This window comes from Flavobacterium shii (genome assembly GCF_025847235.1).
Taxonomy (GTDB): domain Bacteria; phylum Bacteroidota; class Bacteroidia; order Flavobacteriales; family Flavobacteriaceae; genus Flavobacterium; species Flavobacterium shii.
Genome location: NZ_JAOZEW010000018.1, coordinates 85,687 through 109,485, shown reverse-complemented (window position 1 = coordinate 109,485; position 23,799 = coordinate 85,687). Strand labels below are relative to the sequence as shown.

General features: G+C 31.8%; 21 protein-coding genes and 1 pseudogene. 20 read left to right on the top strand and 2 right to left on the bottom strand.

Features of this window, described 5'->3' with window-relative positions:
* Positions 1-6 precede the first annotated feature (6 nt).
* The 7 genes from OIU83_RS16775 (at position 7) to OIU83_RS23630 (ending at position 4,254) form a co-directional block, all read left to right on the top strand.
* Positions 7-603, top strand: coding sequence for a molybdopterin-dependent oxidoreductase (locus tag OIU83_RS16775; protein ID WP_264207413.1), 597 nt, complete (start codon positions 7-9; stop codon positions 601-603).
* Positions 604-875: 272 nt separating this feature from the next.
* Positions 876-1,751: a cell division protein FtsX gene (locus OIU83_RS16770; protein WP_264207412.1), complete on the top strand. Its 876-nt coding sequence runs from the start codon at positions 876-878 to the stop codon at positions 1,749-1,751.
* Positions 1,752-1,876: 125 nt separating this feature from the next.
* Positions 1,877-2,125, top strand: coding sequence for a DUF3098 domain-containing protein (locus OIU83_RS16765; protein WP_264207411.1), 249 nt, complete (start codon positions 1,877-1,879; stop codon positions 2,123-2,125).
* 99 nt (positions 2,126-2,224) lie between these two features.
* Positions 2,225-3,022 (top strand): undecaprenyl-diphosphate phosphatase, encoded by a 798-nt coding sequence (locus OIU83_RS16760; protein WP_264207410.1) that lies wholly within the window; start codon positions 2,225-2,227, stop codon positions 3,020-3,022.
* Positions 3,023-3,024: 2 nt separating this feature from the next.
* Positions 3,025-3,726 carry a tRNA pseudouridine(55) synthase TruB gene (gene truB, locus OIU83_RS16755; RefSeq protein WP_264207437.1) on the top strand — a complete coding sequence of 234 codons (702 nt, stop codon included), beginning with the start codon at positions 3,025-3,027 and terminating at the stop codon, positions 3,724-3,726.
* Between the two features lie 49 nt (positions 3,727-3,775).
* On the top strand, positions 3,776-3,940 hold the full coding sequence (locus OIU83_RS16750) for a hypothetical protein (RefSeq protein ID WP_264207409.1): 165 nt from the start codon (positions 3,776-3,778) through the stop codon (positions 3,938-3,940).
* Positions 3,941-3,978: 38 nt separating this feature from the next.
* The gene (locus tag OIU83_RS23630; protein ID WP_404827703.1) at positions 3,979-4,254 is read left to right on the top strand and encodes a type II toxin-antitoxin system RelE/ParE family toxin; all 276 of its coding nucleotides are present in this window, start codon (positions 3,979-3,981) and stop codon (positions 4,252-4,254) included.
* A gap of 413 nt (positions 4,255-4,667) precedes the next feature.
* On the opposite strand, the gene OIU83_RS16745 is transcribed toward OIU83_RS23630, so the two are convergent.
* Entirely contained in the window at positions 4,668-5,276 is a 609-nt protein-coding gene (locus OIU83_RS16745) for a thioredoxin family protein (RefSeq protein ID WP_264207408.1), read from the bottom strand.
* 196 nt (positions 5,277-5,472) lie between these two features.
* Between OIU83_RS16745 and pyrH the strand changes: the two genes are divergently transcribed.
* The 13 genes and pseudogenes from pyrH (at position 5,473) to OIU83_RS16680 (ending at position 21,141) form a co-directional block, all read left to right on the top strand.
* A complete protein-coding gene (gene pyrH, locus OIU83_RS16740) occupies positions 5,473-6,180 on the top strand; it encodes a UMP kinase (protein ID WP_129540656.1) in 708 nt (235 codons plus the stop codon).
* A 166-nt stretch (positions 6,181-6,346) separates the two neighbouring features.
* Positions 6,347-6,910 carry a ribosome recycling factor gene (frr, locus tag OIU83_RS16735; RefSeq protein ID WP_264207407.1) on the top strand — a complete coding sequence of 188 codons (564 nt, stop codon included), beginning with the start codon at positions 6,347-6,349 and terminating at the stop codon, positions 6,908-6,910.
* 107 nt (positions 6,911-7,017) lie between these two features.
* Positions 7,018-9,516 (top strand): DUF5686 and carboxypeptidase regulatory-like domain-containing protein, encoded by a 2,499-nt coding sequence (locus OIU83_RS16730; protein WP_264207406.1) that lies wholly within the window; start codon positions 7,018-7,020, stop codon positions 9,514-9,516.
* Positions 9,517-9,984: 468 nt separating this feature from the next.
* Positions 9,985-11,106, top strand: a complete 1,122-nt coding sequence (locus tag OIU83_RS16725) for a hypothetical protein (protein WP_264207405.1) — start codon at positions 9,985-9,987, stop codon at positions 11,104-11,106.
* Positions 11,107-11,134: 28 nt separating this feature from the next.
* Positions 11,135-11,617: a DUF4280 domain-containing protein gene (locus tag OIU83_RS16720; RefSeq protein WP_264207404.1), complete on the top strand. Its 483-nt coding sequence runs from the start codon at positions 11,135-11,137 to the stop codon at positions 11,615-11,617.
* Position 11,618: 1 nt separating this feature from the next.
* Positions 11,619-14,366 carry a T6SS phospholipase effector Tle1-like catalytic domain-containing protein gene (locus OIU83_RS16715; protein ID WP_264207403.1) on the top strand — a complete coding sequence of 916 codons (2,748 nt, stop codon included), beginning with the start codon at positions 11,619-11,621 and terminating at the stop codon, positions 14,364-14,366.
* Between the two features lie 5 nt (positions 14,367-14,371).
* Positions 14,372-15,394 carry a DUF2931 family protein gene (locus OIU83_RS16710; protein WP_264207402.1) on the top strand — a complete coding sequence of 341 codons (1,023 nt, stop codon included), beginning with the start codon at positions 14,372-14,374 and terminating at the stop codon, positions 15,392-15,394.
* Between the two features lie 71 nt (positions 15,395-15,465).
* Entirely contained in the window at positions 15,466-16,428 is a 963-nt protein-coding gene (locus tag OIU83_RS16705) for a DUF2931 family protein (protein WP_264207401.1), read from the top strand.
* Positions 16,428-17,459 (top strand): annotated as a pseudogene (locus tag OIU83_RS16700) (DUF2931 family protein). The gene OIU83_RS16705 and the pseudogene OIU83_RS16700 overlap by 1 nt, the downstream one beginning before the upstream one ends.
* A gap of 71 nt (positions 17,460-17,530) precedes the next feature.
* Complete coding sequence (locus tag OIU83_RS16695; RefSeq protein WP_264207400.1) at positions 17,531-18,478, top strand: DUF2931 family protein; 948 nt, start codon at positions 17,531-17,533, stop codon at positions 18,476-18,478.
* Positions 18,479-18,704: 226 nt separating this feature from the next.
* The gene (locus tag OIU83_RS16690) at positions 18,705-19,058 is read left to right on the top strand and encodes a hypothetical protein (protein ID WP_264207399.1); all 354 of its coding nucleotides are present in this window, start codon (positions 18,705-18,707) and stop codon (positions 19,056-19,058) included.
* Between the two features lie 108 nt (positions 19,059-19,166).
* The gene (locus tag OIU83_RS16685) at positions 19,167-19,997 is read left to right on the top strand and encodes a hypothetical protein (RefSeq protein WP_264207398.1); all 831 of its coding nucleotides are present in this window, start codon (positions 19,167-19,169) and stop codon (positions 19,995-19,997) included.
* A 46-nt stretch (positions 19,998-20,043) separates the two neighbouring features.
* On the top strand, positions 20,044-21,141 hold the full coding sequence (locus OIU83_RS16680) for a hypothetical protein (protein ID WP_264207397.1): 1,098 nt from the start codon (positions 20,044-20,046) through the stop codon (positions 21,139-21,141).
* A gap of 276 nt (positions 21,142-21,417) precedes the next feature.
* On the opposite strand, the gene OIU83_RS16675 is transcribed toward OIU83_RS16680, so the two are convergent.
* Positions 21,418-23,688, bottom strand: coding sequence for a cation:proton antiporter (locus tag OIU83_RS16675; protein WP_264207396.1), 2,271 nt, complete (start codon positions 23,686-23,688; stop codon positions 21,418-21,420).
* Between the last annotated feature and the right edge of the window lie 111 nt (positions 23,689-23,799).

Here is a 23,799-nt window from a genome sequence, read left to right as displayed (position 1 = left end):
ATTTATATGAAAACTCAAAATTACATTCTCATTCTATTAATCGCATTTTCATGCACGATGTGTAATTCTTCTAAAAAAGAAAAAGAAGATGCTATTTCAACTGAAAAAGTTTCAAAAACAGATAACGATAAACATCCTGTTCTTACACCAGCAGATAGTTTAAAATTAGTAAATCATCAAATTGAAGTAAAGGGCGAAGTTGAATTTCCGTTGCAATTAACGGTGGATTCGTTACGTAAAATGAAAGTGGCAACAATAACTGATTTTAAAGTAGTTTGCCAAAGCGGAGAAGTTAAAAAAGATGATAAAACCTGTAAAGGAGTTTTGCTAAAAGATATCTTAGAGAAAGCTAAAATTAAACAAAGCGGACATGAAGACCGCAATTTTTATATTGTAGCAAGAGCTTCAGATGGGTATATGGCAACGTTCTCGTGGGCAGAAATTTTTAATAATCCAACAGGAGAAAACGCCTATGTTCTTTTTGAAGAAAATGGTAAACCTGTAAAAAATGGAGAAATGATTACGATTTGTAAAAATGACATAAAAACGGGGCCACGCCATGTTTCCTGGCTTAAAAGTATCGAAGTTTATAAAGTTAAGTAAAGGTTTTTTTAGGTTCTGAGTTACTAAGGTTCTGAGTTGCAAAGGTTTTTCTAAGATCTAACCTCAAAGTGCACAAAGAGGTACGCAAAGTTCGCAAAGCTTTGCGTACTTTATGTCTATATAAAACCAAACATTTAAAAAAACTTGGCGTACTTTGCGGTTAAATCAACTTTTTATTCGATGACTAATTGTATAATTAAAGTATAAAAGTTCGTTATTAGCTGTAAATAATGAAATTCTTTATTATTTTTACCACATAATTTAAGCAAACTATGAGTTCTAACTTTGATAAATTTCAAAAACGCAGGTTAATTTCCTCTTATTTTTCGGTTGTATTAAGTGTATTCTTGGTTTTATTCCTTTTGGGAGTACTGGGATTATTCATTATTAATTCTAAGAAACTGGCAGATGATTTTAAAGAAAAAATTGCAATGACAGTTTTCTTTAAAAATGAAGCCAATGATAGTGTAATAAAGGCATTCAGCACTGAATTGAAAAGAGCTCCTTTTGCAAAATCGTTTGTTTATGTTTCCAAAGAAAAAGCAGCCAAAGAACACACTGATATTATTGGCGAAGATTTCCTGACGTTTTTAGGAGAGAATCCATTGTTGAATTCTTACGATATTCACTTAAAAGCAGATTATGTAGTTAAAGATAGTATTACTAAAATAGAAACTAGCTTACGCAAAAACACTATGGTTTCGGATATTGTTTATGACAAACAATTGGTGAATCTGGTAAATGATAACATCAAAAAAGTAAGTATGTGGATTTTGATTGTTAGCGGATTTTTAACTGTAATTGCAGTTTTGCTTATCAATAGTTCATTACGTTTATCAATACATTCTAATCGATTTATTATTAAAACGATGCAAATGGTTGGTGCTACAAAATCGTTTATTCGTAAACCATTTGTAATGCGAAGCATTAAATTAGGATTAATTGGTGCTGGTTTGGCAATTGTTGCTTTAATCGGACTTTTAATATATGTAGATACAAACTATCCAGGACTTGGAATATTAGATGATAAAGCTCTTATCGGGTTAGTATTATTGGCTGTTTTAGGAATCGGAGTTTTAATTACTTGGTTAAGCACACACTTTGCTACACAACGTTTCTTGAATTTAAGAACCGACGATCTTTATTAATTTTAGATTGCAGATTACTTAGCCTGTTTGTATTTTAGGTTTTGGTAATGATTCTAGAATTTAGATTTACAACATAAACTTTATAAAATAGAGGATGAGATTGCTTCGTTCCTCGCAATGACAAAATGAAAAATAAAGAAGAACAAAAAAAACAGGAATTCCTTTTTGATAAAGTGAACTATAAAATTTTATTAATTGGAATCGGAGTAATCGCATTAGGTTTTATCTTGATGTCTGGTGGTGGAAGTGATGATCCAAATGTTTTTAATGAAGCTATTTTTAATTTCAGACGTATTCGTTTGGCTCCAACAACAGTTTTGATAGGTTTTGGAATCACAATTTATGCTATTCTTAAAAACCCTAAAACAGACTAATTAGACTCCTTAGACATTTTAGATCTTTAGATTATTAGATTAATCTTTTCTGAAAAATCTAAGTAGTCTAATATTCTAAACAATCTAACAATCTAATAAATGAATACTTTACAAGCTATTGTTTTAGCCATTATCGAAGGAATTACAGAATTTTTACCTGTTTCTTCAACGGGTCACATGATTATTGCCTCATCATTTTTTAGGATTGCCCATGATGATTTTACAAAACTTTTTACAATTGTAATTCAGCTAGGTGCTATCCTTTCGGTTGTGGTTTTGTATTTCAAACGTTTTTTTCAAACACTTGATTTTTACTTTAAACTATTGGTTGCCTTTATTCCTGCTGTAGTTTTAGGATTGTTACTAAGCGATTTTATAGATGGTTTATTGGAAAATCCGGTTACAGTTGCAGTTTCACTTTTAATAGGAGGACTTATTTTATTAAAAGTTGATGAGTGGTTTAATAAGCCAAATGCATCAGAAACAGCACAAGAGATAACTTATTTGCAAGCTTTTAAAATTGGAATGTTCCAGTGTTTGGCAATGATTCCTGGAGTTTCTAGAAGTGGAGCAAGTATAGTAGGAGGTATGTCGCAAAAATTGTCAAGAACTACAGCTGCGGAGTTTTCATTCTTCTTGGCTGTTCCTACGATGTTTGGAGCTACTGCCAAAAAATGCTACGATTATTATAAAGCAGGATTCGAATTATCACATGATCAGGTTAATTTATTGATTATTGGTAACATTGTAGCCTTTATAGTAGCGCTTTTGGCTATTAAAACCTTCATAGGATTTTTGACTAAAAACGGATTCAAAGTATTTGGATATTACCGAATTATTGCAGGAATTGTATTGCTGCTAATCCATTTCTTTATTCATCCGCTTACCATTATATAATGATTACTCCCGAAGATTTTTTAAACGGACAAGTTTTATTGATAGATAAACCTTTACACTGGAGTTCTTTTCAGGCAGTGAATAAACTTAAATATGCACTTATAAATAAGCTTGGACTTCCTAAGAAATTTAAAATTGGGCATGCAGGAACGTTAGATCCTTTAGCAACAGGATTGTTGCTTGTTTGTACAGGAAAATTTACCAAAAGAATTACCGAATTACAAGGTCAGGCCAAAGAATATACGGGAACTTTTTTTATAGGTGCTACTACTCCTTCGTATGATTTAGAAACCGAAATCGATCAAACTTTTCCAACAGAACATATCGATGAGGTGCTTATTCATGAAACAGTAAAACAGTTTTTGGGCGAAATAGATCAAAAACCGCCTATTTATTCAGCTATAAAAAAAGATGGTGTTCGTTTATATGAACATGCACGAGCAGGAGAAACTATCGAGATCGCAAGCCGAAAAACTACAATTCACGAATTTGAAATTACAAGAATTGCGCTTCCTGAGATCGATTTTAGAGTGGTTTGCAGTAAAGGAACTTATATTCGCTCACTAGCCTTTGATTTTGGAAAAGCAATGAATTCCGGATCGCATTTAACTGCTTTAAGAAGAACTAAAATAGGCGACTACGATGTGAAAAATGCAACAGATGTTGCTTTATTTGAAGCTTCTTTGGAGTTGAACAAAGAATAAACTATTTCAAAAGAAATTTGTTTTAAATTTTTTAGTTAACTTTACTATTATGAAAATCAAGAAAAATAATTCCGATAATCTTGCGATACCTGGTAAACCAATGTCTCAAAAAAAATTTGCTTCAATGATTAAAGAAGCAGAAGGCGGAGCTTTTTATTCATTAGAAGAGTCTAAAAAACATTTTCAAGAATGGAAATCCCAAAGTAAGAAGTAGTTACTTCAGCACTTTTTGATTTTGTTGATCTTCCTTCAATTCGTGAATATGGAACCGAAACTTTCGGTTTAAAACATGCAGATTATTTTATTGAAGAAATATATTCTTATTTAGGTAATTTATCTAAAGATTACTTAATTCATCCAGAATGCCATCATCTTAAAACTAAAACCAAGAAATATCGAAATATTATCTTAGGTTCTTATTTAATTATTTATCGTATAAGACCTAATAGAATTGAAGTTTTAAGAGTTTTTAATGGAAGTCGTTCTCCTAAGACTACTGGAAAAATTAGAAAAATTACTATTGATTAAGTTGATATAGAATTTCAAACTCTTAAATAATCATTTTATAAAAATAAAAAAGCACACTACAAATAAAATATTAGTAATGTGCTGGTCATAAATTTAAAGTATTGTTATTCCATATCTTGTCTTTTGGAATTAATAATGCGGAACATTTTTCCCTCCGAACAAGAATTTTGAAAAAAAATCGTAAAACCTGTTGAATAACTTTTTCATAATAGTGCATTTTTAAATTGTTAAACATTAAGTGAACACCAATAAAAAGAGCAAGTCAAAAAGTAAATGATAGAAATTGGGATTATAGCAGCAAGTTACAAAAAATAAATTAAAAATAAATATTTTTCAGCTGTATATTCCTTGTTTTCAATATGTTAGTTTGTATTCTGTAGTTTTTTTAAATTTATAGTTAAAAATACAATCGGTTATGCTTCTTGTTTTTTCATGATTTCGATAATTTCATCCTGTGTAGAAACTCCTTTATCATGTAAATACCACAATTGTAAATTGGTTTTGATAGTTTCATCAAAAGCCCCAAATTCTTTTTTGTAGTTGTTTACCAAATCGGTTGCTCCTTTTGGGCGAGGTCCCCAATCGGCAATAACTTCGAGCTTTTCTTTATGGATTATAATAAGTTTCGGAATGGCTTTTCCTCCATTTGTTAAAAACAAATTCATTAAATCTGGATTCTCATCACGAAGCACAATTTTAAGTTCAATTTTGTCTTTGGATTCTGTAGCCATTTTATAAATAATAGGCAATAATTGTGCTGCATCACCGCACCATCCTTCAGAAATAACAAGCCAAATATAGTCTTCACGAATGTTTTGCAGCTTTGAAATTGTTTCTTCGGTAATTTTTATTGTCTTTTCCAGCCGATTCATTCGAGTTTCATTCAGGCTACTATAATGAGTTAAGTCTTCGGATTGTTCTGCGCCTGTCGATTTTCCTTGTGCTAATAAATCAGAAACAAGTTTTCGGTATTCGTGGTATGAATAACTGTTGGTCAAGGCATTGGTGATACTTTTCTGCATGTATTTCCTTTTTTTATGAAATACAAATTTACAGCTTTAAAAGAAAAGGATGCTGATTTTTGTCATGTTGAGTGCTAAATAAATCATGGAAATTGTACTTTTTAAGCTAAAAAGAGAAGATAAATTAATTTTTTTAAAACACTATTTTTAAAAATGAGAATATGTCTATATTTGCACAAACCAACGCAACATAGAAATGAAATACAAAAGAATTCTTCTTAAATTAAGTGGAGAAGCTTTAATGGGAGATTTACAATACGGAATTGACCCAAAAAGATTGGACGAATATGCCGAAGAAATTAAGCAAATTCATGCAAAGGGAGTAGAAATAGCCATTGTAATTGGAGGAGGAAATATTTTTAGAGGAGTTTCTGGGGTAAGTTCAGGAATGGATAGAGTTCAAGGGGATTATATGGGAATGCTAGCTACCGTAATTAATGGGATGGCATTGCAAGGCGCTTTGGAAAATAAAGGAATGCTTACACGTTTACAAACAGCTTTAAAAATTGAGTCTATTGCAGAACCTTATATCAAGAGAAGAGCAGTACGCCACCTTGAGAAGAACAGAATTGTAATTTTTGGTGCAGGTACAGGAAATCCTTACTTTACAACAGATACTGCAGCTGTTTTAAGAGGAATCGAAATTAACGCTGATGTTATCTTAAAAGGGACTCGTGTAGATGGTGTTTACGACTCAGATCCAGAGAAGAATGCAGCAGCTGTGAAGTTTGATTTTATCTCTTTTGAGGATGTGCTTAAAAAAGGATTAAACGTAATGGATACAACAGCTTTTACGTTAAGTCAGGAAAATAAATTACCAATTGTAGTTTTTGATATGAACAAAATCGGAAATTTATTGAAAATTTGTGAAGGCGAGAATATAGGAACTGTAGTAAATATCTAGACTACATAGATTGTTAGAATTTAGATCATTAGATTTTTCTAAATTTTCATAATCTTTATAGAGTAATCATAAAAAAAATAAAATTATATTAGTTAGTAAATTAAGCGAATCATTTTTTAGAAATCTAAAAAGCGAATCGTCTAAAAATCTAAAAATCTAAAAAAATATGACTGAAGAAATCGAATTTATCTTAGATAGTACTCAAGAATCAATGGCAAATTCTATTGCGCATTTAGAAAAAGAATTTCTAAATATTCGTGCAGGAAAAGCATCTCCAGCAATGTTGGGAAGTGTTTTTGTAGATTATTATGGTTCGGCAACACCGCTTTCGCAAGTAGCAAAAATTAGTGTTCCGGATGCCAGAACAATTACTTTACAGCCTTTTGAGAAAAATATGTTGCAAGTAATTGAAAAAGCAATTATGGTAGCCAACATTGGTTTTAACCCAATGAATAATGGTGACGTAATTATTATAAGCGTTCCGCCATTAACAGAGGAACGTCGTAGAGATTTGGCAAAACAAGCAAAATCGGAAGCAGAAGATGCTAAAATCGGTGTAAGAAACGTTCGTAAAGACGCTAACACAGATATTAAAAAATTAGAAAAAGAGGGAACTTCAGAAGATGCTTGTAAAAGTGCAGAAGAAGAAGTGCAAAACTTGACTAACAAATATATTAAATTGATTGATGAATTATTAGCTAATAAAGAGGCTGAGATCATGAAGGTTTAATATTTTTATAACAATAAAGAAATCCGTCTTGTTAATTTTATACGAGACGGATTTTTTTATTCTTACTTTTGTCATACCAAAGCCTAATTTATAATATTGTTTTCTGTATGAAGTTATTGTGTTTCTTGACATTATTTTTCACGCTGTCTATACAAGCGCAATTTCATATAAACGGAATTGTAACGGAAAATGCTACCAATAAACCACTTCCCTTTGCAACAATAACTACCGATGATGGTATGAATACCATCACAGATGTAGATGGCAAATTCACGCTCCAATCAACTTCTAGTATTGAGAGCTTCACAGTTTCCTATATAGGTTACATTTCTGCTACGATTTATACATCAAGCAGCAAAAAGTTCTATAAAATTGCTCTTGTAGAATCTACAGATGTTTTAAAAGAAGTTGTTGTCTCAAACGAAAATCCTGCTCTTGCAATTATAAAAAAGGTAATTGAGAATAAGAACAAGAATAATCCACAAAAGAAGTTTGATAATTTTGAGTATAAAACCTATAATAAATTAATTGTAACTGCCAATCCCGATTCTATAAACTCTAGGCTAGATTCTATTTTTGTGGAAGAATCCATAGGCAGGAGATTTATTAAGATAGATTCGGCTAATTATAAGTTTAAAGAAATTGCCAATAAACAGCATTTGTTTCAAACCGAAAAAGTATCCCAATATCAATTCGGTAATAAAAAACTAAAAGAAACGATCCTGGGGACAAAGATGGCAGGTTTCAAGCAGCCTATTTATGAAATTATTGCATTTAATTTGCAATCGATTTCTATATATGATTCCAATTATGAGCTTTTTGAAACTAAATATAATAGCCCGATTGCCAAAGATGCTTTAAAGGATTACAACTACAAATTACTGGATACGGTTTTAATAAAAGGTAGGGAAACCTACATGATTTATTTCAAAAACCGAATGAAGAAAACCGAATTAGGGTTGGAAGGCGTTCTTTATATAGATCTGGATAATTATGCTATTGCAAAAGCTGTAATGCGTATAAAAGGCGTACTTGATATTAGCGGAACTCATGAGTTTGATTACATTCCCGAGGAGAAAATATGGTTTCCAAGCAGTACAATTTTCAAAATTGTGAAAGGGAAAAATGATGATGATATTAAAATTCTTGGTGGAACGATTCAGTTTGATGGTGATGCCGAGCAAGAAGATAATCATAGGAAAAAAGGAGCTTCGGATTATACCTATTTAATGTCCGAGAGTAACAATTTTGATGTTCACTATAATACTCCTATAGAAATAAAAAATCCATCTCTCTACATCGAGATCAAGGATGATGCTATAAAAAAACCTGAAAGTTTCTGGAATAAATATCGAAAAGATAGTCTGGATATACGGTCTCAAAAAACCTATATGCTATTGGATAGTATTTCTTTAAAGAAAAGGGTTGAAAGCAGAATCAGGTTTGGGCGAAAAATCATTAATGGTTACCTGCCTATAAGTGTTGTTGATCTAGACCTAAGAAAAGTTTTTAGTTATAATAATTACGAAGGATTTCGATTTGGATTAGGAGGAGTTACCAATGAACTTTTTTCAAAAAAATATAAGATAGGTGGTTATACAGGTTATGGTACAAAAGACGGTAATTTTAAGTATAATTTGGATTTAGGAACCCGGGTTGAGAGATTTTCCAACACTTGGGTTGGTGCATCCTATACCAATGATGTACGAGAGATTGCAAGTACTGTCTTTGCAATTGATAAAAGGGTATTTAAACTATATGATCCCAGACCTATAAATATTAGTACTTTTTATAATTATGTTAGCTGGACAACTTATTTAAGTACACGCATTGTGCCTAAGACAGAAAGTATTTTTGAGCTTTCGCGTTCCTTTATCGCACCACAATTTGATTATGCCTATAATTTAAATGGGAAATTGTATACCAGTTATGTTATGACCACGGCGATGCTTTCATTGGCTTGGAATCCATTTAGTGATTATATGCAAACGCCAAACGGACGAATCGAAATCGAAAAAAGATTCCCGAAATTCACTGTACAATTCACGCAGTCATTACCTAAAGTAATGCAAAATGATTTTAATTTCTCCAAAATAGATTTTAAAACCGAATACGAGAAAAAGTTTCTGAACGGGCAAAAAACAAGTTTGCTCTTGCAAGCCGGATATGCAATGGGCGACGTGCCTATTACACATTTGTATAATACCTCTCCTAATAATATTACCAAAGAAACAATGATTCAGAGGATAACATTTGCCGGAAGAAACAGTTTTGAAACCATGTACTTTAACGAATTTTTCTCTAGTGAATATGCTATTTTTCAGGTTAAGCATGGTTTTAACCGATTTAAAATCATCAAGAAAGTAAGACCATCATTGGTATTGGTTTCGCGTATGGCGTGGGGAAATATGAAAAATCCAGAACAACACGTGGGGATTGATTATAAGACCTTAAATAAAGGTTTTTTTGAATCCGGACTTGAGATCAATCAGATTTTTAGTGGTTTGGGTTTAAGTGGTTTCTATCGTTATGGGCCAAATCAATTACCTAGATTTGAAGATAATATAGCCGTTAAATTGAGTTTTGTACTTAATTTAGGTATTTAAAAAATTACTCTTTCTCGTAGTGAAATTTACTTTCACTTTATCTCTATATTACTAGCTTTTTGTTCGTTGTTAATTAACCATTAATAATTAAGCATTACAATAAGGCGCTCCTAAAGCGTCGGGACCTGCTGTACGCTTTATCTTTTATGACTCCCGTGGTTTCGGGATTGCGATAAAAGGATACCTCGCGATGTCTCGGAACCATTAAGGCTAAAAAAATAAAAACTCCGTTTAATCCTATCTTTTGTATTCCATTTTCGGATAATGTTTGTTTTTGGTTTACCAAGAGACCGTCTTGTTAAATTTATTTTTTTGGGAAATTTTTTGTCTTTTCACTATTGTTTTTGTAAGAAAATAATTTATATTTGAGTTTTGGAAGAATATTTTTATTTTTTTTATTGCTTTGATAACCATAGTATAAACAGTATTGACATGCTCAAGAGACTATGAAAAATTTAAATGATTAGTATGGATTTAAAGAAAGTAGCATTTGATAAGGGATTCAGCTTAAGTTTTGGTTCATCAAATCAAAAAAGAGTTTATGGATTTACGTATGAAAATTTCGAGAATGATATCCTAAAAAAGCAAATGCATTATGAGATGGAAATTAATTTCATGCAAGATCGATATGCTAATAATTGTGTTTTTGAAATTAATAGAAAGCAAATTTTTATAGACAATAAGGCTCCGGATTCAAAGATGGAGCAGATTGTAGATAAAGCTGCTCAGGCTATGTATCCTCTTCGCATAAAAGTAAAAAAGAACGGTGAGATAGAAGAAATACTTAACAGCGACGTTATAGGAAAACGTTGGCTAGCTATTAAAGAGGGACTTTCCAAATATTATACAGGGGAGATAGCCTTTAAGGTCATTGATAAGATAGATGCGGTTTTATTAGATGAAGATTTGCTACTAGAATCCATCAGTCAAAACTGGTTTTTTCACTTGTATTTTAAACCGTTGTATGTAGCGTACGGCGAAAAATTAAGATGTAAGTTTATTTGGGATTCTCCAGTATTTGGCAGCCAATTTATTAAATACGGAGTAGTCCATACTGTAGCAGAGCATTATGATACCGATGATAAAATAAATATAAATGGCGATGGGATTGCTATAGACGAAAGAACTCTCGAAGAAATTAGGACAGGTTATGATTTTCCAAAAAACAAACTGGCCGGAGGAGACGAGGAACCGGTAGAATCTACTATGAATGTAGATTATAAACTATATGCCGAGGATCGAAGTATTTTTTCGGTTATAGGAACTTTTGAAACCAAAATAGATGAAAATACGCAACGAAAAATTCAGCTAGAATTATATCATTTTCCAGAAACCAGTTCATTCCGACCTTGGAGTGATTTTAAGAAAAAAGAAAGTCAAAGAATATTTGATTCTTACCAAACCAAAGAAGAAGATGATTTTATTGATTATGTAGCAATATCGAGGAAACAACATGCATTATTACCTAAGCCAGAAAAAATACTGGGACCACCGAGAGAGAAAATAGAGCTTTATATCCATGAAGAACCTGTGGTGAAAGATGAAATTAGTTTTTTGGGTAAAATAAAATCCATTTTTAGTAAAAAGTAAATAAGTCAATTTATAAATAAAAACACCAATGGCCGAAAAACATTATGTAGTACAGGGAGCAACTTGCCAATGTAAGTTTAGTGTCGCACCCGAAACGGATATATTACAGGTAAAAACGCAAACTAAGCATTATGCCAATGATGAGGGGGAAGAAAAATTAATCGCTAGTCATAAGGATATTGGGCAAACGATGAAAAAAAACACCTTTGGAAAGTGTAAGAAGCAACCTTCGGGCTCGGATTATTTGCCATGCCAAACCAAAATTACCAAGTGGAGCGGTTTTTATGATAAAATAACTTTATCCAATAAAGGCAATCCCTTGCTAGAAGATAGCAAAGCTACTTGCCCAATGGGAGCACCAGATTGTATAATCATTAAAGACCACGGACAAACAGCCGATCTATCTAAGAAAAATACAGAAAGTAGCTCACCCGAAGTACTCTATGAAATACTACCGGGAGTAAATTTTAGCGAGTTAGAAGATAATGTCCTAATGATTAATAACAAATAAGATGAGTAAGGATTTACATATTTCTCCAAAAGCACCTCTGGAAGCAGGTCAAAAATGGAATGCAGGAATAAATTGCCTAACACTTTCTAAGGCTGGAGCATTTACGGTTACGATTGCCGATATAGAGAATTATATCGATGCAATCTATTCTAAACCAAAACGTTTTGCTGCTGTAAAAGAAGAAGTTTATAATAAGATGTCATGGGATAGTAAAACCGAATATAAACGCAAATTTGAAGAGTATAATAAAGCTAAAGAAACTTACGATAAGAATATTGCTGCTGAGCGGGCACATATACATTGGGCTTGGCAGGTAGTAGGCAAAGGAATTAAAGCAGATAGAATTTCACACAATAATACCCTTAGTTTAGGAATCTCGGATACAAACGCAAAAAAAATTCTATTTCCAAAACTATTAGAAGGCGGAGGTTTGACCTGGTTGGAAATATTTAGTGCAAAAAATCCTCCATTAGGCATGCCGCCACATGGCATGTACATACGTGCAGTGGGTATACCTAGGGTTATTGCAGCCGAATGGCGTGATCATACAGGTAAACTAATAACCGAAGTAATTGCATACGGTTCTACTGTTTATCTGCATATTTATACCGAAGCTTTGTATGAGGAGAAGATAGAAATACAATTAAGAGATACAAAATATATAAATGCCGATTTAACTCCTACACCAAGTGATGCCGACGGTGATCCTATACAAAAACTCGAAGCTAAACCATTAACACGATTTACGCGTTCTGTAGGTGCACACAAATACGATACAACTACTCAACCACCAACAGGAACAATTACCGATGCCTTGATTACCGACAAAGGAGAGGAGCAAATATCCAGTGCCAATGTACAAAAGTGTGTTTTTCCTGTATTTGTAGAGCAGGCGTGGCTGTTTCAGGGAGGAGAAAAATTAGAAATAAATCCTATTGTATATCACCCAAAAATAAAAAAGACAAAAATAGATCTAGACGATTGTGTCCTAAAAGTTTCTAAAGATGGAGTTCTTAAAAAAGGTGAATTAACGGGAAATAACCCAATGCTGCAAGGTGAAGCTGAAAAAGATGGTGCTCCCGAAGACAAAAAGAAAATTAATTTTACGTTTGGGGTGTTTATAGATGGTACATTAAATAATATGTACAATACTATTTCTAGACAAAGTTGGGAAGATGATCAGATTAAGAAAAAATATGCAAGTCTTTCTTATGAAGAACAGCAGCGTTACGGAAAGAATCCTGAAGAACGATTAAAAGTAGCAGCATCAAGCCAGGATCAAATAGGAAAAGCAAGAGAGAGTAAATATAAATATGACGAAGATAACAGTTATGAAAATGATTTAAGTAACCCTGCAATATTGTTTAAAAACTATCTGGATGATCCTACTAATACATCAAATCCTAGATTCAAAATTTACACCGAAGGGATGGGAACAAATACTTTAGCAGATGAAAAGAGTATTGAACAGAAAGTTGAAACTTTACCTTTGGAAAATTATGAAAAAGATGATGTGGTACAAGGTACTGGATTTGGACAGGGTAATGCAGGAATTATAGACCGTGTAGAAAGAGCCGTAAAATTGATGGCTGACAAAATTATTGCTATGAATGAAAGTGAGGTGGGCACTATTACAGTCGATGTCTTTGGTTTTAGCCGTGGTGCTGCATCAGCCCGCTGTTTTGTTCATGAGATAACCAGACAATCATATATGGCTACAGGTACTTATTATAAAGGGGTAAAGTATTTTAGAGATGCAAATGGTCATGAGGTAAGTAGTGAATACAACAATAAAAAGCTTCCTAGTAACGGAAGATTAGGATATCACCTTACAGAAGTGAAAGATCCTATTACTTTTGATCAATTAATTATTCGATTTGCGGGTTTATATGATACTGTCCCACACCATGGCTTTGCACAATGGAATGATGTTAAAGATTTAGGTCTTAATTCTATAAGTAAAGCTAAATATACAGTACACATGGTAGCGGCAGATGAACATCGAGCTAATTTTAATCTGGTAGATATTTCGTGTATAACGGGTAAAAAAGGAGGAGGAAAAACAGATCGTGGTATAGAGCTGTATCTACCAGGGGTGCATTGTGATGTTGGTGGTAGTTATGTAGAAGGAAGAAGCGAAATAAACGGGCGAATGATGGTAAGTCCTGTAATGTGGGGGGCAGATCTCGAAAAAGAGCAAGAACGCTTGATTGCCGAGGGCTGGTTTAAAAAGAAGGAGCTAGCAATTCATTGGGATAATACACAGCGAACTATTTTAAATGGAGTGGCACGAGTATTATCCTCTAATAGAGAAGCTATAAGCAATCAGTATAGTTATATTCCGTTGCATTTGATGGTTAAATTTTGTTTAGACAAAGAATTATTAATAAATGAAACAAAATTGAAAAATAATTATGATTTCAAAAATACTAAATTCTCAAATATTTCTTTTTTAGAAAAAATAAAAGTCAGATTGGAAAAATATGCTTTTAAGGATGGTCAGCCTTTCGTATATGAATCGGTACCTATGCGAACCATTGTTTACAGTTCAGATGATTCTACAGCTGTTTTAAAAGAAGAAGAGAGACGAAAAGAAGAAGAAGATCAATTGAATGCCGATATCAAACGACTGCGTCATGATTATCTGCATTGGAATGCAGTTTACGGAGAAGGCGTAGTAAATACTTTGGTACAGCCCAACAAACCCAATTTTGAAGATGGTAAGCGAAAAAGAAAAGTAAACGGATAAAAAATATGAGAATAATATATCAAGTATTGGGCTTAGGAATGATAATGTTACTATCCTGCAATAATTCAAATAAAAAAAACATGGAAAATAACGAAAGTTTTAGCTGGGGTTCTACTATAACAGCACCACATATGTACCCAATTGAAATTCATAAAGGGTATTTGGCCAATGATAAAGAGATGATTACTGGATACATTAGCACAGGAACAAGTACAGGGGATTGGGGATATGGTAATAATGCTTATGTAGGAGGGAAAACAATTCCTACTAACTTATCACTTACCTGGATAAGTTATGCTGAAAAAAAGTTTTGGAAAATAGAAGCAGTATTGCCTCATGATAAAATACTAGCATTATTTAAAGAAGGGTATATGGATAAAGACCGAAAAGGAGAATGGTCTCATATTACCTATAATGATATTACAGTAGGTTTAGCACCAGGTGGCTTAGTTGTGGTATGGCTTACTGGAAAAAAACGTTCGGTAGAAATCGCACACTATCAGGCTGTAGAGACTTTTGTAAGTGCAAACGAGTTTTATAGAAACCCTCACGAAGATACCCAGGAAGAATTTTACGATTGGTCATTCAAAAGTGAAGTTCCTAAAGAGACTCAAGCATATATAAAAGAAAATGGAATTCCTGTGAATTTATGGAACAATTACAGAACCAAATATAATTATCGTTTTAATATTCATTTTTATAAGGTAGATAAGGAAAGTTCTGATAGACGTTTAAGATATGTAAATGGTGAAGAAGAAGTAATAGAAGTTAAGAATGCTGGTTCCTATCAAAATAGAGCTTTACCATCTTATGGCAGGTTTTTCTTTAGTCAGTATAATGCAGAAGTACAGTTTGACGGAGAGGAAGTATTAAATGCTTTCAAAAAGATAAGCAAAAATCATCCTGATAAAAGTATAGAGATTGAAGCGAAAGTTGCTTTTATGTATAAAACGACAACATTTACTGTAAAATGTGAAGATGAGGAAATTCCTTTGGAAAAAACAGTAGTAAAAATGTGGAAGAATTAATAATGAAAAAATGTGGCATTGTAATTATCTGTAGTTTACTCTTTTTTATTTCTTGCGAGAAGTATAAAAAAATGGAAGATAAAAAAGATTTTAGCTGGGCGGTTACTGTAACTGCTCCATTTAATTATCCTATAGAAATACATAAAGGTTATTTAGGTAACGATAAAAAAATGATTGCAGCATTTATAAGTACAGGTTTAAATGAAAATGGATGGAATTATGATGGAGATGCTTTGTCAGGAGGTAATACGCTTCCAACTTTATTATCACTTACTTGGATAAGTTATGCCGAAAAAAAGTTTTGGAAAATAGAAACTTCAATAGATCAAGCTGTTCAAAATAAGATGATCGCATTGTTTAAGGAAGGTTATATGAATAAAGATCGAGAAGGAATATGGTCTCATCTTACTTATAAAAATATTACTGTTGGTCTGGCGCCTGGTGGTACAGTGGTTTTATGGCTTACAGGTAAAAACAGACGGGTAGAAGTAGCTCATTATCAAGCTAAAGAAACTTTTGTAAGTGTAGATGAATTTTATAGAAACCCACATGAGCATACACAACAAGGGTTTTATGATTTTTGCTTTAAATCTTATGTTCCAAAAGAAACTCAAGCTTACATAAAAGAGAAAGGGGTTCCTGTAAATTTATGGAACAATTACAGAACAAAATATAAATATCATTTTAACTTACATTTCTATAAAGCTGATAAGGAAAATTTAGAAAGATATACTAAGTATGTAAATGGTGAAGAGGAAAAAGAAAAAGTAGAAGAAATAGTTTTGGATAAAAGTAAAGCTTTGCCTGAGTATGTTAGATTTTATTTCAATCAGTATAATGCAGAAGCGGAGTTTGACGGAGAAGAAATATTAGCTGCTTTTAAAAAAATAAGCAAGAATCATCCCGATGCAACTATAGAGATAGAAGCAAGAGTTGCTTTTATGTACAAAACAGTAGTATTTACAGTTAAATGTGGGGGAGAAGAAATTCCTTTAGAAAAAGTAACTGTGAGAATGTGGAAGAATAAAGCATAATGATAAAATATGGTATTGTAAGTATCTGTAGTTTATTCTTTTTTATTTCTTGTAATAAAAAAGAAGATATGAGTAATAAAACCGATTTTAATTGGGCTGTTACTGTAACAGCTCCTTTTCATTATCCAATTGATATACATAAAGGGTATTTAAGTAATGATAAAAAGATGATTGCCGCATTTGTAAGTACAGGAGTTAATCAAAGCGGATGGAGTTATGATGGGAATGCTATGTCGGGAGGAAATACTATGCCAACTTTATTATCTCTTGTTTGGATAAGTTATGCCGAAAAAAAGTTCTGGAAAATAGAAACTTAAATAGATCAATCTGCTCAAAACAAGATATTTACATTATTTAAGGAAGGCTATATGGATAAGGATAGAGCAGGGATATGGTCTCGTATAACTTATAAAAATATTACTGTTGGTCTGGCGCCTGGTGGCACAGTAGTATTATGGGTTACAGGTAAAAATAGAAGGGTAGAAGTAGCTCATTATCAAGCTAAAGAAACTTTTGTAAGTGTAGATGAATTTTATAGAAACCCTGATGAAGATACGCAGCAAGAATTTTACGATTATTTCTATAATGCTTACATTCCAAAAGAAACACAAGCTTTGATCAAAGAGAAAGGAGTTCCTGTAAAGTTATGGGAGGAATATAGAACAAAATACAATTATCGTTTTAATATTCATTTTTATAAAGCAGATAAAGAGCAGTTTGATAGGGATTTAACGTACGTAAATGGAGAATCGGAAATATTGAAAGAAGGTGAAATTGATCTTTACAGAAAAAAAGCATTGCCTTTGTGGGTTCGGTTTTATTTTAGTGTTTATGGAGGTGAAGGAACTTTTGATGAGGAAGAAATTGTTACAGCTTTCAAAAAAATAAGTAAAAATCATCCTGATGCAACTATAGAGATAGAATTAAGACCCATTTTAATGTACAAATCAATGAGTTTTACTGTGAAATGCGAAAACGAAGAAATTCCATTAGAAAAGACAACAGTTAGGATGTGGAAGAATAAAGTATAATGAAAAAGTATTTTATCATAATTACAAGTTGTCTATTCCTTGTTTGTTGTAACAATACAAATAAACAGAAGATGGAAAATAACGAAAGTTTTAGTTGGGGCTCGACTATAACAGCACCACATATGTATCCTATTGAAATTCATAAAGGTTATCTCGCGGACGATAAAAAAATGATTACTGCATATATGAATACGGGTATTAGTACTGGTGACTGGGGTTACGGTAATAATGCTTATGCTGGAGGTAATTCTATCCCGACCAATTTATCACTGACTTGGATTAGTTTTGCAGATAAAAAGTTCTGGAAAATAGAAGCTACTTTGCCAAAAGAAAAAATATTCAAATTTTTTCAAGAAGGTTATATGAATAAAGATCGAAAAGGTGTTTGGTCTCATGTTACCTATAAGGATATCACAGTTGGATTAGCTCCTGGTGGACTGGTTGTAGTTTGGCTTACAGGATTAAATCGTTCTGTTGAAATAGCTCATTTTCAGGCTAAAGAAACTTTTGTGAGTGTAGATGAATTCTATAGAAACCCTCATGAATATACACAGGATGAATTTTATAATTTTCGTTTTAAATCATATTTGCCTAGGGAAAGTCAGGCATACATAAAAGAGAAAGGAGTTCCTGTAGATTTATGGAAAGATTATAGAACAAAATATAATTATCGTTTTAATATTCATTTTTATAAGGCAGATAAGGAAAGCTCTGATAGACGTTTAAAATATGTAAATGGTGAAGAAGAAATAATAGAAGTTAAGGATATCAATTCCTATCAAAATAAGGCTTTACCATCTTACGGTAGGTTTTTCTTTAGTCAGCATAATGCAGAAGTACAGTTTGACGACGAAGAAATACTAAATGCTTTCAAAAAACTAACTGCTGTTCATCCTGATAAAAGCATAGACATTGAAGCGAAAGTTGCTTTTATGTACAAAACCACAACCTTTACAGTAAAATGCGAAGGAGAAGAAATTCCGTTGGAAAAAACGGTAGTAAAAATGTGGAAGAATTAATAATGACTAAAATTTATAATTAAATAAAAGAGGAATGAAAGAAGTAACGTTACTAGCAATTATATCAGTTTGTGCACTTGTATTTATTAGTTTGTTAAATGTGGTTCTTAGATATTTTGTTTTTACTGTTGGAAATATTTTTGAGTTTTTAAAAGTTTTCGCATATGTAGGGTTGTTACCTTTTTTTATTAAACTGTATAAGAAGCAATAAGTAAAAAACATAAGTATGAATGAAAATTTAAATAAGCTTTTAGAGCTTAAAGAAAATCCGGAAGAAATAATTATAAAAGATTCAAGCGCAGGAAGACATTTTTTAACACGTTTTTTTGTTTTGTTTGTTTTGATTATTACCTCTTTAATTTTTAGCGAATCAAACATTGTAGGAGTTCAAACGGGATATGGTTATTTGCTTTTAGTTGTATTTCTACAAGTTATATGGTTTTTGTTTATAATTTTTGAATTGATAATGTTTCAAATGAAAAAAAACTACCTTTTACGAACTACAAACTTTATATTATTATTAGCAGCAATGTTTCTGTATTTAATAGTTATTAAGATTAGCTTGTTAATTATCAATTAGTATATGATAAATGAAAAAACGGTTTTTACGGTTAAGTGTAAAGAAGAAATTCCTTTGGAAAAAAACGGTGGTAAAGATGTATAAGAATTAAATCAAAAAAATAAAAACATGAAATTATTTACAAGTGCATTTATCTTATTTATTACAAGCTTTACAACTATAAAAGCTCAATTTGTGGGTAGTTATTCTCTTAAAGATGGAGGAGTAGATATTCAGAGTTCGAGTTTATTTGTTTTACCTGACCATACGTTTATCGTATTTTATGCAGGTGGAACTCCGCTGCAAGGCAATTGGATTGAAGAGACAAAGGATAAAATAAAATTAGAAATTAATACTGAGAACAAATCAATTTTTAGCGTTTATGGAATAAAGGGTAATTCAACAAAAAAAAATGTGCAGTTTAGTCCTAACGATAAAATAAATCTGTATGTTTCTTTTTCAAAAAAGGAATTAAAACAACCAATTTATCGACCATTATTTGATGAAAAATGGAGTTGTTTAGATCGAAATTTCGAAACAAATATTCCCGATAAAAATGCTGAACTAAAGTTAGTTTCTCCAGAGAAAGAAGTCGATTTTTCAGATGACATAAAATATCCTGTTGCCTCAAATGTTTATACTTTTCAATTATCAGAGAAATTTTCTAATTACAGAGTATTTATTGATGGGAACGTAAAAATACCTTTTAAAATTGAAATTATAAAACAAAATAAAGACTATATAATTCAAGATATCCATGCTCATAAACCTCTTGTAACAGAAAGGAATGACATAACAGAGAAGATGCTAGAAAAAATAAAAGGAGCTTTAATTCCCTGGCAAATTAATGACCTTACCCGAAAAGGAGTTGAAGTTGAAAGATTAGATCCCATAAAAGTTGAAAAAATAGAATTAAATAAAACAATGGAGAAGCCTTTGTTTATTGCAAAGTGTGAATAATATTAGAATCCACAATCGATTTTATCAGTTGAACAAATAAAAAATCATGAAAAAAATACAAATCATTCTACTCCTAATTGTAATTCAAGTTTGTAATGCTCAGGAATATAAAAAAATAAATTATTCAACTGTTTCATATGAAAGGAATAGCATGTTTTCTACAAATAGTATTGTTATTACAAACATTAATAAATCAAAACTTTCAAAAGGTTTTTATGAAATGATTATTAAAAAAAATGGTATCAAATTTTATATTAGTGAAAAAGGAAATGTCGATGGGGTTTTTAAGGAGTATGATTCTGATGGATTATTGAAGTGTAAAACAGTATTGAAAGAAGGAATGTTGGAAAAAGTAATATATTTAGATTCCGTTGGAAGAACTACAGATAGTTTAAAAATTGTAAATAAGGATATTGAGAGATATGACAATACTCTTAAAAAATGGACAATGAAAACATCATTAGTTTATTCAAATTATAGCTTTTATGAAAATGGCACTGTATATATGGAATCGTATGGAAGAAATAAAGATGATATTAAAGCAATAACCTATTATAAAAATGGAAAAATAATGACAGATGTAATCAATTTTTATTATGAGAAAGATTATGATAGTTTAGGGGGGCTAACTAGGCAAGTTGATTATAATTGGATAACAAAAGAGATACAAACCTTATATTATGAAAATGCAAAACTCAAATGGAAAATTATAGTTTTTGATGAAAATAAAATTTGGAATGCAGATGGAAAGATAACTAGAAATAAGAAAACAAATAACTCAGCTCATAAAAGTAAAAGCTATAAAATAGAGACCGATTATTATCCAAGTGGGAAAATACTACAAATTAATTCTAAGGATGGGAAATTAAAACAATATACTGAACATGGAGTTTTAATAAAAGAAATACCTGGAGGAATAATTAAGATGGCTGATGATATGCAAGAGAAAGAAGTAAATTATGAGAATGCCGAAAATAAAACATATAAAATAGAAGAGGTTGATGTGAAATCCGATTTTCCAAATGGTATTAATGCTTTCTATAATTTTTGTGATAAAAACTTTGTAAAACCCAGTGAAGTAGAATTAAAAGGAAAAATTCATCTTTCTTTTGTAATAGAAAGATGGCTCCCTTACAAATATTAAATGTCTTAGGGACATTGGTTATGGTACAGGATTGGAAGCGATTCGAATTTTGAAATTATCTCCAAAATGGATTCCCAGCGAGTTTAAAGGGGAAAAGGTAAGATGTCTATATTTTTTAACTATGCCGATTGATTAAAAATATATTTTAAGTGAGGTAAATATCAAAATATAGAAGAATTAAAGAATTACAAAAAGGCTGATTCTTTAATATACAGAATGGATAAAATAAAAGGGAACAGAATTAACTTCTGTTCCCTTTTAATGTTTTTAAAACTATTATGGTTTAAGAATTAAAACCGATGGTGTATTATTAAGCCATGTACTTTGAGATTCGATTAGTTTTTTCCAGCTGTCTAAACTAATAATCATTAAATCTTGGTTCTCTAAAAATTCCTTTTTAATAGTTCTGTCATTCATTAGCATGATATGATTTGGGGCAATTTGTTCAATAGATCGAATGGATTCCTGCATGTCACGGGTACTTTTTAATTCTCCACTTGCATCCAGAATAGTAATTTGGGAACCATTGTTACTAATTAATTTCTTGGCATATTCGATAAGGAAGCCGTCTTCTTTGCTAAAAATAGGTATGAAAACCTGATTTATTTCTTCTAACTCTTTATCAATGAAAATCCCGACAGGCATTTTGCTTTTAGCGATAATATGTCTCGTTCTCTCATCAAAAGGAGAGTTTTCGAACAAGCCTTCCTTTCCTGTGAATTTATCGATTAGACGATCCGGATTTACGATTCGGGTTGTGAAACCAAGTATTTTACCCAATAACGTTCCGTCGAAAATGGACTGTCCTAAACTTACCAATAATAAATCGTATTCACCTTGATTCGCCGTTTCGATTATATCGGCATCAATATCATTGGATACTTTAAAAAGGCTAATCATGTTTTGGTTTAAAACTTCGGATTCTGAGATAACAGGTAAAAGCATTTCTCTTTCATAATCTTTTACATCAAATGAATGTAATTCGGAACTTAATGATAAATGCATTGCCGTTACAATGGTATTGTCCGGTTGTTTTTTAGTCAGACTATTTGCAATTCGCAACAATGTTTTTCCTTTTTCGGGAGTATCAAATGAAAATAGAATTTTGTATTTGCTTTTGTTGCCTATTTCTTCTGGAATAATTGTCTTTTTATCTTTAAATATAAAATTAATAAAGTCCAAAGCTGGACCAGTCATAAAGGTGGTAACCAAAGCCATAATTACCATCATGGTAAAAATTTCGGTAGATAAAACACCTAGATCATATCCTATATTCAGTACTACTAGTTCCATTAAACCACGAGTATTCATTAGGGCACCGATCGCTAAACTATCTTTCCAGTTTTGTCCCACAAATTTGGCTGCTAAGGCACTACCAAAGAATTTCCCAATGACTGCTACAGCAATAATTACTCCTGTAACTTTCCATAAATAAGGATCGTTTAATAAACCTATTTGTGTACGTAATCCTGTAAAAACGAAGAATAAAGGAAGTAGAAGTATAACTGATACATCTTCTACTTTTTCGATAAATATATTACGGAATTTATTGTTTTCGGGCATAATCGCTCCTGCTAAAAATGCACCAAATAAAGCGTGAATTCCTATTAACTCTGAAGCGTAAGAAGAGAATAAAAGCGTTAAAAAGAAAATAGCAACAACAGGTTTATTTAAGCTTTCACGAGTTGAGTTTAAATCTCCTACACGTTTTAAAAATGGGCGAACTATTTTTAGCATTATAATTACATACAAAATAGCTAATCCAATTACATATAATGAGCTTGTAAAAGAACCTGCTTTTACAATCGCAATTACTACAGCTAGAATACACCAGGCCGTGATATCATCGGCAGCGGCACACGTTATGGCAATGGTTCCGAGTTTGGTTTTCTGCAAGCCTCGTTCCTGAACAATTCGCGCCAAAACGGGAAATGCTGTAATACTCATGGCGATTCCCATAAAGAGCCCGAAAGATGAAAATTCGACTCCAATAGGTGCAAAAGTATGGTAGATGAAATAAGCTAAAGTTAATCCTAATGCAAAAGGGATAACAATACTCGCATGACTAATCACAACAGATTCATGCGCTTTGTTTTTTAGCACTTTTAAGTCTAGTTCCATACCAATTACAAACATGAAAAGTATTAAACCAATCTGACTTAAAAATTGCAGGTTTCCTAAAGATTCTTTTGGGAATAAAGTGGCTGAAAATTCAGGGAAATACATTCCAACCAGAGATGGTCCTAAAACAATACCAGCAACCATTTCTCCAATTACCGAAGGTTGACCGATTTTTCTAAAGACCCATCCAAAAAAGCGTGCTACCAAAATAATCGTAATAATCTGAGCAAGCAAAATTGCTAATGGATGTTGTAGATTTTCAATCATTGCCGAAAGGAAATCATTCCAATGACTACTCTCTGTTTTTTTTACAACGATTTCTCTTCCTATTTCTAATGCTTTTCCTTTTGAGATTACCAAATAGATTAAAGTCGAAAATCCTCCAATAATTATTAGATAAAATAATGAGTTTTTGATGTTTTTCATATCACGTCATTTTGATTTATTGTGCAAATATGAGAAGTGACTTTTAAGGAAAAAAGAAAATCAAGAGCTAATTCTCTTCTGATGTAATAAGATGGAAAAACTTTGTAATAA

What these genes read in the sequence shown, in the direction of transcription:
- OIU83_RS16770 (WP_264207412.1), top strand. Translation starts at nt 876, where the DNA reads ATGAGTTCTAACTTTGATAAATTTCAAAAACGCAGGTTAATTTCCTCT.
- OIU83_RS16775 (WP_264207413.1), top strand. Translation starts at nt 7, where the DNA reads ATGAAAACTCAAAATTACATTCTCATTCTATTAATCGCATTTTCATGC.
- OIU83_RS16765 (WP_264207411.1), top strand. Translation starts at nt 1,877, where the DNA reads ATGAAAAATAAAGAAGAACAAAAAAAACAGGAATTCCTTTTTGATAAA.
- OIU83_RS16710 (WP_264207402.1), top strand. Translation starts at nt 14,372, where the DNA reads ATGAGAATAATATATCAAGTATTGGGCTTAGGAATGATAATGTTACTA.
- pyrH (WP_129540656.1), top strand. Translation starts at nt 5,473, where the DNA reads ATGAAATACAAAAGAATTCTTCTTAAATTAAGTGGAGAAGCTTTAATG.
- OIU83_RS16745 (WP_264207408.1), bottom strand. Translation starts at nt 5,276, where the DNA reads ATGCAGAAAAGTATCACCAATGCCTTGACCAACAGTTATTCATACCAC.
- OIU83_RS16750 (WP_264207409.1), top strand. Translation starts at nt 3,776, where the DNA reads ATGAAAATCAAGAAAAATAATTCCGATAATCTTGCGATACCTGGTAAA.
- OIU83_RS16690 (WP_264207399.1), top strand. Translation starts at nt 18,705, where the DNA reads ATGAATGAAAATTTAAATAAGCTTTTAGAGCTTAAAGAAAATCCGGAA.
- OIU83_RS16730 (WP_264207406.1), top strand. Translation starts at nt 7,018, where the DNA reads ATGAAGTTATTGTGTTTCTTGACATTATTTTTCACGCTGTCTATACAA.
- OIU83_RS16685 (WP_264207398.1), top strand. Translation starts at nt 19,167, where the DNA reads ATGAAATTATTTACAAGTGCATTTATCTTATTTATTACAAGCTTTACA.
- OIU83_RS16715 (WP_264207403.1), top strand. Translation starts at nt 11,619, where the DNA reads ATGAGTAAGGATTTACATATTTCTCCAAAAGCACCTCTGGAAGCAGGT.
- OIU83_RS16760 (WP_264207410.1), top strand. Translation starts at nt 2,225, where the DNA reads ATGAATACTTTACAAGCTATTGTTTTAGCCATTATCGAAGGAATTACA.
- frr (WP_264207407.1), top strand. Translation starts at nt 6,347, where the DNA reads ATGACTGAAGAAATCGAATTTATCTTAGATAGTACTCAAGAATCAATG.
- OIU83_RS16695 (WP_264207400.1), top strand. Translation starts at nt 17,531, where the DNA reads ATGGAAAATAACGAAAGTTTTAGTTGGGGCTCGACTATAACAGCACCA.
- OIU83_RS16725 (WP_264207405.1), top strand. Translation starts at nt 9,985, where the DNA reads ATGGATTTAAAGAAAGTAGCATTTGATAAGGGATTCAGCTTAAGTTTT.
- OIU83_RS16675 (WP_264207396.1), bottom strand. Translation starts at nt 23,688, where the DNA reads ATGAAAAACATCAAAAACTCATTATTTTATCTAATAATTATTGGAGGA.
- OIU83_RS16720 (WP_264207404.1), top strand. Translation starts at nt 11,135, where the DNA reads ATGGCCGAAAAACATTATGTAGTACAGGGAGCAACTTGCCAATGTAAG.
- OIU83_RS16680 (WP_264207397.1), top strand. Translation starts at nt 20,044, where the DNA reads ATGAAAAAAATACAAATCATTCTACTCCTAATTGTAATTCAAGTTTGT.
- OIU83_RS16705 (WP_264207401.1), top strand. Translation starts at nt 15,466, where the DNA reads ATGGAAGATAAAAAAGATTTTAGCTGGGCGGTTACTGTAACTGCTCCA.